Consider the following 15,002-nt stretch of genomic DNA (forward strand, 5'->3'; position numbering starts at 1 on the left):
AGATAATAAAATGAAACGTTTTCATATAATCACTTTACTTATACTTTGTGTTGTTTCTTTTTCCTGTGAAAAATACTTGGAACCGGAACTGGAAAAGCAACTGACCATAGAAGAAACGTTCAGTAAAAGGACAACTACCGAACGCTATCTGGCACATGTTTATTCTTTTCTTCCGAAAGATTACCATGCAGTGTCAACATGGGGATTTGACCGTGTAACCAGTGCTGTTTCACGATCAGATGAATCTTATTTTTCATGGGTATCGGGTTTGACGTACCTGAACTATAATGATGGTTCCTGGAATCCCACCACTTCGGCATTTCACACCTGGAGCTGGTATTACCAGGGAATTAATCAGTCTACGGTATTCATGAATAATGTATATGATTGTCCTGAATTGGAATTGAGTGATAAAGAGATAATGTATGCAGAAGCTCGTTTTCTGAGGGCTTTTTATTATTTTCTCCTGATACAACAATATGGACCTGTATATATCTGGAAAGATATGGATCCCGATATCAAACTGAAAGGGGAAAACGTAGACAGGCATTCGCTGGATGCGTGTATTGAGTATGTTGTGAATGAGTTCAATGAAGCAGAGGCTTTGTTACGTAAAAATGAAAGATTTGAAATCGCGGAAGAAAAATGGTATGGTAGGGTTACGGTTGGAGCAGTAGCAGCAGCAAAATCAAGATTCCTGTTATATATGGCCCGTCCTCTTTTTAATGGATGTAAATGGTATGTGGGAATGAAAAATTATTATGGAGATTATCTGTTTCCCCAGACTGAAGATCTTTCTAAATGGGATAAAGCAGCCGATGCTGCCTGGGAAGTGATCAAACTGGCCGAGGAAAGAAGCCTTTATCGTTTGTGTCAGAATACAACAGAAGGCAATACATTGAAAAAAGCAATAAAATCTTACCAAAGCATCTATTTCGATAAATGGAATAAAGAGTTGATTTTTGCTTTTTGGCAAGGAAGCGGTTTTGACTGGAATGTGCGTAGTGCTCCTCCAATAGTTCTGAAAGAAGGGTATGGGGGTTATGCTCCTTCGTTAAAACTGGTGGATACCTATCCGATGGCCTTATCAGGCAGATTCCCTATTACAGGGTACAGAGAGGATGGTTCCCCAGTTATTGACACACAGTCAGGTTATGTAGAAGATGGGTTTACCAATTCGTTTGTCCATCCTGCAGATGATGTTACATCTCCTGATTCGCTTCCGGTTCATAACAGTTGCATAGGCAGGGATGCACGTTTCTATGCTTCTATCTTTTTTAATGGCATGGCATGGATATATAACGCAAAAAGTAGTCCTAAATGGGTGACTTTCCACAGCAAAGGAACATCTCCCTATGGAAATACTTCCGGTGACTTTGTGAAAGTAGGATATCTGTTCCGGCGGATGAGTAATCCTGAAAACAATACCGAATCGGGAAGCTGGGGTAATTTCAGCTGGCCTTTTTTCCGGTTGGCGGAATTCTATCTCAATTATGCCGAGGCCTGTAATGAAAAAACAAATAGAAATGAAACAGAAGGGCTTAGATATTGGAACCTGGTAAGGGAACGTGCAGGATTGAATAAAATTGAAGTAGCTTACCCGGAAATCAAAGGGAACAAAGAATTGTTCCGGCAATTATTGCAGAAAGAACGGATGATAGAGCTGGCCTTTGAAAACCATCGTTATTATGATATCCGCACATGGATGATCGCATCGGAAGAAAGTAACGGGAAACGTTATGGGAGGGATCTTACGGCCACTAATTACAAGGATTCGTGGAAACGTACGGACGCCATCTGTACACCTATTGTATGCTTGCCGAAACATCACCTCTTCCCGATTCATCAGGATCAGTTGAGCGAGATGGTGAATATGACACAAAATTATGGATGGTAATAATCACTTAAAATGAAAATAGAAATGAGGCATATATTATTGATTCCCATAACTCTGGTTTTTTTCTTCATATCATGTGAAGACCATCGGCTGGACGATATGGCAAAAGATAAGGTCTATCTGTTAAACTATGACCTGCAGGATGTAACTGTCTATAATTTCGGTGAATACCATAGTGATGTGGTTGCCTGCAAAGGAGGATACGGGGAACAGGGAGCGAATATTTCTTTTGCATTGGATAACGAGATACTGATCAGGTATAACAATACCAACAAAACGCAATACAAATTATTGCCTTCCGACTGTTATGAAATTCCTACAATGGAATTTAAAATGAACCCGGATGATATCAGGTCTGTGATGAAAATCAAATATTTTACAGAAAAGATCAAAGCTTTACCGGAAAGGGACAATTATGTGATTCCCATACAAATGAATGTTTCGGAAGGAATTGAAGTGGATCAGGATAAATTAACCATACTGGTTCGTCCGGTATTCCGTGAACCGTATATCTTCGTCCAAAATTCGGCTTCCGTACAGGAAATCCCGATTAAAGCTTCCGGAGATACCACTACCCATTCATTAATGGTAAGCCTGAATTTCCCCAATTTATCCGATCCGTATGCCTGGGATATTACATATAAATTTTCGGTTGAGCAATCGCTTCTGGATACGTATAATCAGCAAAACGGAACCAATTATAAATTGTTACCGGCAGAAGCGTATTCCCTGAATGAGAGCGAATGGAACATTCCTAAAAAGAAAAATATGAAAACGATCCCGGTTCATTTTTATAAAAAGAAACTGGTAGATGCAAGCAACGCATATCTGTTTGATGACTATTTCCTACCTCTTAAACTTTCCCAGGTTTCCCACTGGGGAATTGATCCGGACCAAAACATCCAACTGATACATATTCCTTTTTATCCTGCAGCTTTTGATGCGACTAACTGGATTGTACTCGATTGGAATTCGGATATTACTATGGATGCGGAATATGAATCTTTGGGAATGGTTCCATATAAAATGCTGACCGGTGAAGGTTGGCGATCGAAATGGGCGCCACCGGCTCAGTTTCCATACTATTTTATTTTTGATATGAGAACATCAAAAACAGTTACGGGAATCCGTTTTACTTTTCCGGATGAAAGCTGGAGAGGACGCTTAAAGAAAGGATATTTTGAAGTGAGTAGCGACAATGAAAACTGGACAAGAATATTGGATTGGACCAGACCCAGTAACACGCCAAGAGTAAATGAATATGATGTTGATCCTGCCGATAGGCTTGAAGGGCGATACCTTAAGTTTGTCATTACGGAAGCCACTGAATATTTTAATGGTGATGCTAACCAGGGAGCACAATTGGATATTCAAAGATTAGAAATCATTGGATTTGAGTAAATTGTACAATAATTCTAAAATCAATTTATAGTAATAATTTTTATAAATAAACAATCAATATCGTATAAATTTGTATTTATTCATGTTAAATTAATTTTCTACCTATGAAAACATTAAAATTATGTAAAACGGGGTTAATCTGCTTATTAACAGCAGTTATGTTTTCTTTCGTATCCTGTAAGGATGACGATGATGAAACACCTAAAAGCAGTGAGAAAGAAATTTCCAATTTTGTATTGACTGCTGGTGGGGAAACATTTCTGGGCGTTGTCCAGGAAGATAAAAAAACCATCAATTTTTTAGTGGGACTTGATTTCGATCAGGAATATTTGAAAACCGCTACACCAACCTTTGAAGTATCCAAAGGTGCGTTAGCTGATCCGGCATCCGGAAAATCCCAGGATTTTACCAAAGATGTCGTATATAAAGTCACGGCAGAGGACGGTTCAATAAAAGAATGGACCGTGAAAAAGGTCGTTGGTACTTCTTCTGAAAATAGTTTTACCGATTTTGCACTTAAAGTAGGCGAGGTTACATTACAAGGTGAGATAGATGCGGTAAATTCTACTGTCTGGTTTACTCCTACACAGGATATCTGGGATTTATTGCCGACTGCAGTACCTACTTTTACTTTGTCTTTAGGCGCTACAGCGAATCCTGCATCAGGCGTAGCACAGGATTTTTCAGGTGAAGTAACCTATACAGTAACGGCGCATGATGGTACCGCTAAGGAATGGACTGTTAAAAGGACCAACAGGTCCGGGAACGAAATTAGCTATTTCGAGTTCAAGATCGGTGAAGGGGACGACCAGGTAACGGTAACAGGAGAGATACAGGAAGACGGGGAAACCGTTATATTCAGCCTTCCGTTAATGGGAACAGATTTTACTCCTTCTATGTTAAATGTAGCGCCCACTATTCTGGAGATATCTCCCGGAGCGACAGTATCCCCGGCTCATGATGCCGCACAGAATTTTGCACAGGATGTAACCTATACGGTAACAGCAGAAAACGGCGATCAAAAGACCTGGACCATTAAATCGGAGGGTTATTATGTAAAACAAAAATGGCTTTCAGCCGGAGCTGCTATTAATTTAACCGTTAATGAAACATCTGTTGCTTCAATTGGCGATTATTTAGCACTGGGTAGAACCCAAATGTTACTTGATAAAGAAACAGGAAATGTAGCGTCTGCACAATTGAATGTTGAGGGATTCGCAACTCTCAACAGTAACAATCCTCCTTTCTTTGTTGCGAATGATGATGCCGGAAATTTAGTCGGATGTAGCTTTACATCGTGGTCTTCCAGTAAAATTTATTTCTTTAAATGGACATCTGCCACAACGGCGCCGACTCAGATCCTTGAATTTGATGCAACAGGGCTGGCTTTCGGACGTAAGTTTTCCGTAATCGGCGATGTCAATGGAAACGGTTGTATTATTGCTGCAGAAATAACCCAATACGCCAACGGGGTTCACTATCTTTGGAAGATAACCGGAGGTGTGGTTAATCCAACGCCCAGTATAATAACTACTCATGCTGAATCAAATAACTTGGCTTATCAGACCTTAACACCAATAAATTTGACGGATAACGCTCCGTATTATTTAGGAACTACCAATACCAATATTGGAGCAGCCAATGAGAAGTATGTAAATATTCAATACAATAATGGAACCGATTTTACCGAGATACGGGGTCCTTATACTCAGAATGATGGTCCATGGGCTGCCAGAGGATGGGGAAATATGGGGTTTTATTATCAAAAGTTATTCTCTCTTAATAATAAGAATTTTATGGCTGTACTTCACGGACAATGGGCAAATTATCTTATGACAATTGTTGAAAGAAATGCTGACGGAACACATTCGTTCCCAATAAAAGCACAATTCCCTCGTACTGTTGAAAATACGAATAATACGGGAAGTTTGACGGTTGAGTCTAGTGGAGATAATATATTTATTTATGCAATAGGAACCCGTGAAGCGGTTGTTTGCTATCAAATGAGTAAGTTGTAATAATTTATTTTAATAAAATCATCCCTCCTGAATAATACGGGAGGGATGATTTAACTTTTGGTCAATTTTTTATAAAAAGGGATATTTAGATTTATGGTTAATATGTTTAAAAAAATCACATCTGTTTCTCTATTCGTATGCTCACTTTTTTGCATTATCACTTGTTCCGGGAATAATGACAATTCCGAAAAAGACAAGGAGCCGGAACAGGCAACCGAAGAGATAACGGAAAAAGAAAAAATGTTGTGGTTCGATGCAGAAGCCAACTTTGAACTTTTTTCAAAAAAAGAAAACATTACATATTACCTAGATAAAACAAAATCCGCAGGGTTTAATAAAATTGTGGTCGATGTCCGCCCTATTCATGGGGATGTATTGTACCAAAGCGATTTTATGCCTGTATTGAAAGAAGTTAAAGGCATTCGCGTAGAACGCGATTGGGATTACCTGCAGTTTTTTATCGATGAAGCCCGTAGACGGGACCTTAAAGTAACCGTTTCCGCAACCATCTTTACAGGTGGATCTCCTATAAGGCAGGAAGGGATGGTGTACAGGGATAATAGCTGGAATGGCAAAACCAGTATTGAATATACAAAAGATAAAGGATTCATGGACATCAGGCGCGACCGTTCGAAAGTATCCGCATTCCTGAATCCGGTATTACCCGAAGTCCGGGAGTTTTGCCTGAAGTTTATTAAAGAAATTGTTACCAAATATGATTTCGACGCTTTTGCACTGGACTATTGCCGTTTTCCGGATGAGGAAAATGATTTTTCCGAAGCATCCCGTCTGGCCTTTGAGCAATATATAGGGGCTAAAGTGGAGAAATTTCCGGATGATATATTCAAATGGCACACGGAGGGATATATGGTTCCGGGTAAATGGTACCAGCAATGGTGGGAATTCCGGGCCATGATCATTCATGATTTTATCAAACAGGTCAGGACGGAGATCAATATCATCAAGCCTGATGTCAGGCTGGAATATTGGGCGGCTTCCTGGTACGGCGCCCTATACACCAAAGGACAAAACTGGGCAAGCAAAAAATACGATACCCATAAAGACTATCCCGCATGGGCTTCGGAGGGCTATAAAAATGCCGGATTTGCCGATCTGCTGGATGTTTTCCTATGCGGAACATACCTGACCAATATTTTTGGAAAAAATGATCCTGAATCCATAGAATACGGATTAGAAAGGGCCAACAAGATCGTAAAAGGAGATTGTAAAGTATACGGTACATTATATGCCGCCACTCAGAATACCGCCAAAACTATTGAAGATGCGGTTCATTTATGTTTGTCTGAAACGGAAGGTCTGATGGTCTTTGATATTGTCCAGGTCATTCAGTATGATTTGTGGGAGGGCATTAAAACCGGGATATCCCGCGCAGAAAATGAAAAAAAATAGCCATATGCGAAAAAAATTGTTCTTAAAAATAGGTGGATTGTTTTTCTTTTTTTTCCTGATTCTTTCCTGTTCTTCAGATAAGGAATCCAACGAAGAAGAACAGAATGGGGAACCACCCTTGGAAGAGATTCCGGAAGAACCAACACCTGAAATCCCTGGAGAGGAAGATCCCGTACTGGGGTTAACCATCGATATCGGAGATAATGCCTATCAGGTAGACAGTACTTACCTGGAAAAGATACGGCCGGGCTTATGGTACATGTATGCACAGCTGAAAAATACTGAAAAGCCATTGATCATTCATTCCTTAAGAATGTTTGGTAAAAGTGATGAACTGGCGGTGGAAACATGGATCGCCAGGGATAGCCTGAGGGCCATGGAAAGGCCGTCGGCAATGATCAAAAGAAAAACAAACCAGGGTAAGAAGATCTCTGCCGCCGTCAATGGTGACTTTTATGATATGTCAACAGGAATACCCCTGGGCGGAGAGATGACCATGGGCATACTGACCAAATCTCCCGATCCGGAAATGCCGGTCCTGGCATTTGACAGGAACAATAAACCCTATATGGATTTTATGTCCTTGAACGCTAAGGTAACGGATAATGCCCGCAGATCATACCCTATTAAAGGAGTAAATGTAGTACGCAGTACTGATTATATGGTTTTATATAATAGTTATTTTGGAAAGTATACCCGTACGAATGAATGGGGAGAAGAGATACTGCTTTCACCTGTAGAAGGGAACTGGGAAGAACTGGATAACTATGAAAATGTCAGATGTGTGGTGGAAAGATCCGTACATGCGGGAGAAGGAGGGTCCATGGCCATTCCTAAAGGAAAAATTGTTCTTTCGGGGCATGGCACGGCAGGTAATTTCCTCAGAAATATATCGGTTGACGATGAAATAACGGTTTCAGTCGGATTGGCTTTTCAGTCTGACCAGACTCTTCAGCCGGAAATCAGCAATATGATCGGTTCATACAATATCATACTTAAAAATAATGAGGTATTGCCCATGGCTTCCGATTATCTCCTGACCTCGCGTCATCCCCGTACTTCTGCCGGTTTTTCGTCGGACAGTACTTATATTTTCCTAACCATAGTTGAAGGAAGAAGACCCTCCCTGTCTGTGGGTGTTACTACAAAAGAACTGGCTGAGATCATGAAATACCTGGGAGCAGCCAATGCTGTAAATCTGGATGGCGGCGGTTCTTCCTGTATGATTGCAGATGATAAAGTAAAGAATTTCCTTACTGACGGTAGCGAACGTGCTGTTGCCAACGGCTTATTGATTCAGGAATATTCAAGTAAATTAAAAGATGGTAAATAAAATATCGTTAAATCTGGTCATAGCAATTATCGGGCTGTTATTTACAGGCTGTATCTGTAAAAACGAACCCAAGTATGTCGATTTTTATTGGGAAAAAGAAAGAAAAGATCTTTTATCCATAACAGATATGGTATTGATCTACGGAGGCGGTAAGCACCGGGATGTATCCTGGAATAAAGACCATTTTGTCCCATATGTAAGTTATAAAAATCGGTCTAATAGAGAGTCGTGGCTTTTTGACGGGTTTTTGTTCCTGGAAATTGCTAATGGAGATCCGGCTAACCGGAGGATTTTTGCTACCGGCTATTATGGCCAGCCTGCCGGAAAGCAGGAATGGAAAGAACTGGCGGATTATTATTTTACCAGGAACAACGGGATTTACGGACTGGATAGTTGTATCGCTGACGCTTCGGGCAGGTTAGGTACACCACCTGCTAAAAGGAAAGTGATCATAGGCATTCCCGAACCGATTGTTGCCGGTCCTGCTTCTCATTATACCGAATTACCCGAAGACTATTGGGGGGATGTAGATGGAAAAGTATTGAATTTCACTAATAATGACGACAGAATCGCTGCCTGCATTTGGTTCATTGATTATATCAGGAAATGTTTCAACGAAGGCAGGTTTAAAAACGTGGAACTTGCCGGATTTTACTGGATTGCAGAAGAATCATTACACACTAAAACCATCCTTTCCGGAATAGCGTCTTATCTGAATGAAAAGAAATATAGTTTTAACTGGATTCCTTACTGGAAAACCAATCCGGATTATTACGACTGGAAGTCGTTAAAATTCAATTATGCTTACCTGCAACCCAATTATTTCTTTAACGACCAGATTCCCTATTCCCGATTAACAGAGGCGTGTAATGTTGTCAAACAATATGATCTGGATCTCGAACTGGAATTTGATATGCGGGTGTTTGAGGAAAAAGGTGATAAGGGATACCGGCTGTATGACTATATGAAAGCTTTCAGGGAAAATGGGGTATTATCTTCGAAAAGGATTGCCTATTATCAGGATTGTGACGCTTTATACCATTTGTATCATGCATCGAATGAAAAAGACAAGATATTATTCCATGACTTTTGTTCTTTTGTAGCAGAACATCAAGCCAGATATACCCAATGAAGCAACAGGCATCACATCCTTCAACGGCTTCCGGTCAAAGCTTTCTTTTGTCCGTAATATTGGCCCTGCAACTGGGATTTATCGTTTTTCCTTCACTGGGACAGGTAAACCTGCAGAATATATATTTTCAGGGGAAGGTATCCTGCGAAGGGAAAGGGGTTGCGGATGTGCGGGTTACAGACGGGATCAATATTACCTACACTGATGCGAAGGGAAATTACTCGTTGCGGAGCAATGCGACTGTTGAATTTGTCTATATCTCTGTTCCTTCAGGATATAAAATCCCTTTAAAGGATGGCATACCTTATTTTTATACAGCTGTTAATGAGAAAATCAGGGAAAAACAGAAAATTGACTTTACTTTGGAGAAGAATGAAATGGACGATCACCGGCACGCTATGTTCGTATGGGCCGATCCGCAGGTATATTATGAGGAAGAGATGCCCCTGTTGCAGAAAACAGCGACAGATGCACGGGAACTGGCCGGGGAATTATTTCCCGATATCCCTTCATATGGAATGGTCTGCGGGGATATTGTGGGCGATCATCCGGAATTTTACGGACGGATCAGGAAGATGCTGGCAGAAACCGGTATCCCTTTCTTTTATACGGCCGGGAACCATGATATGACCCTGGATGTTCGCTCTAATGATCATTCAAAAGCAACTTACCGGGAAACATTCGGCCCGGATTACTATTCTTTTGATCGTGGGAAAATACATTATGTGGTATTGAGTGATGTCTTTTATGTAGGAAGAAGTTATTTTTATATAGGCTATCTTCCCGAGCAACAGCTTAACTGGCTGCAACAGGACCTGTCGACTGTAAAACCGGGATCTACCGTTGTTGTGATGCTCCATATCCCTACCTGGTCGCTGGATGTACAGGAAGGAAAAACGGAAAATATGTTGCATGTGCTACAAAACCGGCGACACCTGCATGAAATGCTACAGCCTTTTCAGGCACATATCTTTTCGGGACATATGCACTATAATGAAAATTTTATGATTTCCGATAACCTGTATGAACACATACATGCCGCCGTATGCGGCGTTTTCTGGCAGGGACCTGAATGCAGCGACGGAACACCCGGAGGTTATGCGGTATACCAGGCAGATGGCGATCATATATCCTGGTTCTATAAGTCGGTTGGTAAAAGTAAGGATTTCCAGTTCAGGGCCTATCCGGTAGGAGCCAGTACCGAAAAACCGGATGTCATAACAGCCAATGTATGGAACTATGATCCGCAATGGAAGGTATATTGGTATGAAGATGGAACAAAGAAAGGAGAAATGACCCGATTCACGGGCCACGATCCTTATACTTCCGATTATATCCGGAAAAATAAAGAACATTTTCGTCATAAATGGATATCGACGAGACCTACCCGGCATATGTTTTATGCATATCCGGAAAAAACCGGTGCAAAGATAAAAGTGGAAGTGGTGGATCGTTTTGGAAATGTATATTCACAAGATATTGACCGATAAAATAATCTATATCCTGCCTAAGCCTATGGGTATTTGCATTATATTTTTGAGACATTAGATATTTATAAAAATAATTGAATTATCAATTAATTAAATAACATGAAAAAGTTTCTCATTCTTATCATTATATGTTTGATTATAACTTCTATATTCATGTATCCTAAATATCAATTATATAGATTTGTGAAAAAATGGGACACGACAACAGATTTTACATCTTTGTCTTATAGTATTGTTTCTGATTTCACCAATTATTTTAGTGCTTTCTATGAATATCCTACTTCACCACATGATAGCATATTTCTTGCAGGATTAAATGAGCGATTTGGTTTTGTTCCGGAAATATATGGTCATGATATCTTTATGATCAATGATACTATGGTGATTGGCAATAATGTTGAAAATGTCATTAAAATATATTTAAAAGGACCAAATTATAAAAAAAAATATGTGGGTCAGAATATTAATTTTGTTGATTATAAGGAGGGATTGATACATCCTGTTAAAGAGTCTTTTTTTCGTTTTATGTTTTGTAAAGGAGATATTTTCTTGGGTATACTTCCTGTAATTAATCCATGTAATAACATATATTATCGTTCCAGACTCGCATATAAGAAAAAGATAGATCTGGATTATTCTGATGTATTGGATTCCTTTGAAAAAACTCTAAATCCGTTATTTTTTGAAAAGTATGATGTATATCCGTACCAAATTCAAGTCAAATATCAAAATATTGGTTTTATTTGCTGTGAAGGAAAAATATCTTCTGATACCCTTATGTTGACCCAGAAATGTGAACCGTTTAACGGGGAATATAATGTGTCTTCTATGTTAAATCTTTTAAATAAACCGTTATATAATTGGGCTAAAGAAATGGGACTTCAAGAGTTCTATTTCTCAATAGAAGTGATTCCGGATTTTTTTGAAAAAAAAGAATGATTATTTTGTATCAATATTTTTTTTGTCTGTAACATAAATTTATTCATGAAAATTATTTCATCCATCATCTTTGCATTTCTTATTGCCGCTTGTTCCCATCCGGTAAAAGTTTCCTTATCGAATACGGAATTACTGGATAAGATCAAGGGGGGATGGGCCGGGCAGACCATCGGCTGTACTTACGGCGGACCTACGGAATTTCATTACAAGGGGAGGATCATTCCCGATTCGGTGGATATTCCCTGGCCGGACGGTTATATTAAATGGTATTTCGGGCATTTCCCCGGACTGTACGACGATGTATATATGGATCTGACTTTTGTGGATGTGTTCGACCGATACGGGATAGATGCCCCGGCCGATTCATTCGCAATGGCATTTGCAAAAGCCGGATATACCTTATGGCATGCCAACCAGGCAGCGCGGTACAATATCCTGAACGGAATGATGCCGCCTGAGTCCGGACACTGGCTGAACAATCCGCATGCCGACTGTATCGATTTCCAGATCGAGGCCGATTTTGCAGGGTTAATGTCTCCGGGAATGCCCAATGCGTCATCGGAGATATGTGATAAGATCGGTCATATCATGAATTATGGCGACGGCTGGTATGGCGGTGTTTATGTAGCAGCCATGTACAGCCTGGCATTCATATATGATGATGTGGAGAAAATAGTGCTGGAAGCATTAAAGACCATTCCTGAACAAAGCACATTCTATCAATGTATCCATGATGTGATCAACTGGTATTACCAATATCCCGGCGACTGGAAAAAGACCTGGGCCGACCTGGAAAATAAATGGAACCATGAAGTGGGTTGTCCGGATGGCGTTTTTGATCCTTTCAACATCGATGCCAAAATGAATGCCGCTTACATTGTGATCGGACTGTTATACGGGAAAGGTGATTTTTCAGCAACACTGGATATCTCCACCCGTTGCGGGCAGGACAGCGATTGTAATCCGGCATCTGCAGGCGGGATACTGGGTACTATGTTAGGTTACAGCAATATCCCGGAGAAATGGATGAAAAACCTGTATGAAGTAGAGGACATCGATTTTGCCTATACCAACATATCCCTGAACAGGACTTACCGGATGAGTTTTGACCAGGCCTTGCAGGTCATTGAACGGAATGGGGGAAAGATCCATGATGACCGTGTGGATATACGGATCCAACCACCCATGCCGGTACGTCTGGAACAAAGCTTTGAACATTGTTACCCCAAAGAACGACTGGCAGGTAAGCCCCTGGAAAAGGAACAGGATACCACCATCGAGTTTGACGGAACCGGCGTAGTATTGAGGGGATCGTTCAATACCACTGAATCCAGGCCCGCTGATGATTATACGGCAATACTGGAAGTGTATGTGGACGGGGATCTTTCCGGACAAATGAAATTTCCATATAATTATACGACCCGTAAAACGGAGCTTTTCTGGAAATACCAGTTACCTAATGGGAAACATTCCATCCGGATCAAATGGTTGAATCCTGAAGAAAATACCCATATCAATATCTGGGATGCATTGGTTTATTCCGACAAAATATAATTCTCCATTCTCAATTTTTAATTCTCCATTTTTCATTTTATGCGTAGAGACTTTATCAAGAAAATAGCCGCGATGGGCGCCGTAGCGGCAGCAGCACCGGTGATCGGCTGCAGCGGAACAACATCGGGAACATCACCGGTCGTGACGTCACCGGATCAGTTAATTGTCCCGAGGGCGCAGGGATTGAAAATCACGGGAACTTTCCTGGACGAGATAACTCATGATATTCCCCATCAGAACTGGGGTGAAAAAGAATGGGATGCTGATTTTGGATATATGAAAGCGATCGGTATCGATACGGTGATCATGATCCGTTGCGGATACCGGAAGTTCATCACTTATCCGTCCGAATACCTGATGAAGAAACATGCCTGTTATATGCCGTCTATGGATCTGTTGGATATGTTTTTGCGTCTATCGACGAAGCATGGGATGAAATTTTATTTTGGTTTATATGACTCCGGAAAATATTGGGATACAGGAGACCTTAGCTGGGAAATAGAAGACAATAAATTTGTGATCGAGGAAGTCTGGAAAAAATACGGACACCACAAAAGTTTTGGGGGATGGTATGTAAGTACCGAGATCAGCCGCCAGACGAAAGGAGCCATCAATGCTTTTCGTAGTATGGGACAACAGTGCAAGGATGTATCCGGGGGATTACCTACCCTGATCTCTCCGTGGATAGATGGGAAAAAAGCCGTGATGGCAGCCTCCGGTCAATTGACCAAAACCGATGCCGTATCGGTACAGGAGCATGAACGGGAATGGGGCGAGATCTTCGATGGAGTGAAAGGAGCCATCGATACCTGTGCATTTCAGGACGGTCATATCGATTATGATGAATTGGATACCTTCTTCGAAATCAATAAGAAGCTGGGCGATAAATACGGAATGCAATGCTGGACCAATGCCGAATCGTTTGACCGGGATATGCCGATCAAATTCCTTCCCATTAAATTCGATAAACTGAGAATGAAGCTCGAGGCTGCTGCCCGTGCCAGATATGATAAAGCGATCACCTTTGAATTTCCGCATTTTATGAGTCCTCAGTCGGCTTATCTACAGGCAGGACATTTATATAACCGGTATAAGGATTATTTCAACATCACCTGATCAAAGATATGGACAGGCGTAATTTTATAGGATTGAGTATTGCAGGAGGAATGCTGGCGTCTTTTCCTGCGCTGGCGTCTGCTTCTTCCGGACCGAAAGTACGTAAAGGGAAGAAGGAGATGGCTGCCGACCTTGTGGTTGCGGGAGGTGGCATGGGCGGATGCGCTGCAGCATTGGCCGCATTAAGGAACGGGTTGAGTGTGATCATGACCGAAGAGACCGACTGGATAGGAGGACAGGTCACCCAGCAGGGCGTACCCCCGGATGAACACCCTTGGATAGAAACACATGGGGCAACGGCCCTCTACCGTGATTTCCGGAACAGGATACGTGATTATTACCTACGCAATTATCCGTTGACAGAGGAAGCGCGTAAGGTTAAATACTTAAATCCGGGTAACGGCGCTGTTTCCCGTTTATGCCATGAACCCCAGGTAGCGCTGGCGGTTTTGTATGAAATGCTTTATCCTTTTATCAGTACCGGAAAATTATCGGTGCTGTTGGATACCAGGATCAGGGGTGCGGATGTTGCAGGAAACAGGGTCAGGTCATTGAAAGCTGTTCATCTCCGGACGAAGGAAGAAATAGGATTGACTGCACCGTATTTTGTGGATGCTACTGAATTAGGCGACCTGCTTCCGTTGACAGGAACAAAATACCGGACAGGTGCAGAGTCCAGGTCAGAAACCCGTGAATTGCATGCTCCGGAAAA

At 41.3% G+C, this 15,002-nt stretch carries 11 protein-coding genes; all 11 read left to right on the forward strand.

Features of this window, described 5'->3' with window-relative positions; translation table 11 throughout:
* The first annotated feature begins 10 nt into the window (after positions 1 to 10).
* A complete protein-coding gene (locus LBQ60_08695) occupies positions 11 to 1,897 on the forward strand; it encodes a RagB/SusD family nutrient uptake outer membrane protein (GenBank protein MDR2037988.1) in 1,887 nt (628 codons plus the stop codon).
* 24 nt (positions 1,898 to 1,921) lie between these two features.
* Complete coding sequence (locus LBQ60_08700) at positions 1,922 to 3,298, forward strand: DUF1735 domain-containing protein (protein MDR2037989.1); 1,377 nt, start codon at positions 1,922 to 1,924, stop codon at positions 3,296 to 3,298.
* A 104-nt stretch (positions 3,299 to 3,402) separates the two neighbouring features.
* Positions 3,403 to 5,316, forward strand: a complete 1,914-nt coding sequence (locus LBQ60_08705; protein ID MDR2037990.1) for a DUF5018 domain-containing protein — start codon at positions 3,403 to 3,405, stop codon at positions 5,314 to 5,316.
* A 102-nt stretch (positions 5,317 to 5,418) separates the two neighbouring features.
* Positions 5,419 to 6,726 carry a family 10 glycosylhydrolase gene (locus LBQ60_08710; GenBank protein MDR2037991.1) on the forward strand — a complete coding sequence of 436 codons (1,308 nt, stop codon included), beginning with the start codon at positions 5,419 to 5,421 and terminating at the stop codon, positions 6,724 to 6,726.
* A 4-nt stretch (positions 6,727 to 6,730) separates the two neighbouring features.
* Positions 6,731 to 8,059 (forward strand): phosphodiester glycosidase family protein, encoded by a 1,329-nt coding sequence (locus tag LBQ60_08715; protein MDR2037992.1) that lies wholly within the window; start codon positions 6,731 to 6,733, stop codon positions 8,057 to 8,059.
* Entirely contained in the window at positions 8,049 to 9,191 is a 1,143-nt protein-coding gene (locus LBQ60_08720) for a DUF4855 domain-containing protein (GenBank protein ID MDR2037993.1), read from the forward strand. The genes LBQ60_08715 and LBQ60_08720 overlap by 11 nt, the downstream gene beginning before the upstream one ends.
* Positions 9,188 to 10,681, forward strand: coding sequence for a calcineurin-like phosphoesterase family protein (locus LBQ60_08725; protein MDR2037994.1), 1,494 nt, complete (start codon positions 9,188 to 9,190; stop codon positions 10,679 to 10,681). The genes LBQ60_08720 and LBQ60_08725 overlap by 4 nt, the downstream gene beginning before the upstream one ends.
* A 153-nt stretch (positions 10,682 to 10,834) precedes the next feature.
* Positions 10,835 to 11,620 (forward strand): hypothetical protein, encoded by a 786-nt coding sequence (locus LBQ60_08730; protein ID MDR2037995.1) that lies wholly within the window; start codon positions 10,835 to 10,837, stop codon positions 11,618 to 11,620.
* A 45-nt stretch (positions 11,621 to 11,665) separates the two neighbouring features.
* Positions 11,666 to 13,174 carry an ADP-ribosylglycohydrolase family protein gene (locus LBQ60_08735; GenBank protein MDR2037996.1) on the forward strand — a complete coding sequence of 503 codons (1,509 nt, stop codon included), beginning with the start codon at positions 11,666 to 11,668 and terminating at the stop codon, positions 13,172 to 13,174.
* 39 nt (positions 13,175 to 13,213) lie between these two features.
* Positions 13,214 to 14,290 (forward strand): DUF4434 domain-containing protein, encoded by a 1,077-nt coding sequence (locus LBQ60_08740; protein MDR2037997.1) that lies wholly within the window; start codon positions 13,214 to 13,216, stop codon positions 14,288 to 14,290.
* An 8-nt stretch (positions 14,291 to 14,298) separates the two neighbouring features.
* Positions 14,299 to 15,002 (forward strand): FAD-dependent oxidoreductase (locus tag LBQ60_08745; GenBank protein ID MDR2037998.1); only part of this gene is annotated, 704 nt, incomplete at its 3' end.

The organism is Bacteroidales bacterium (assembly GCA_031275285.1).
Lineage (GTDB): Bacteria > Bacteroidota > Bacteroidia > Bacteroidales > UBA4181 > JAIRLS01.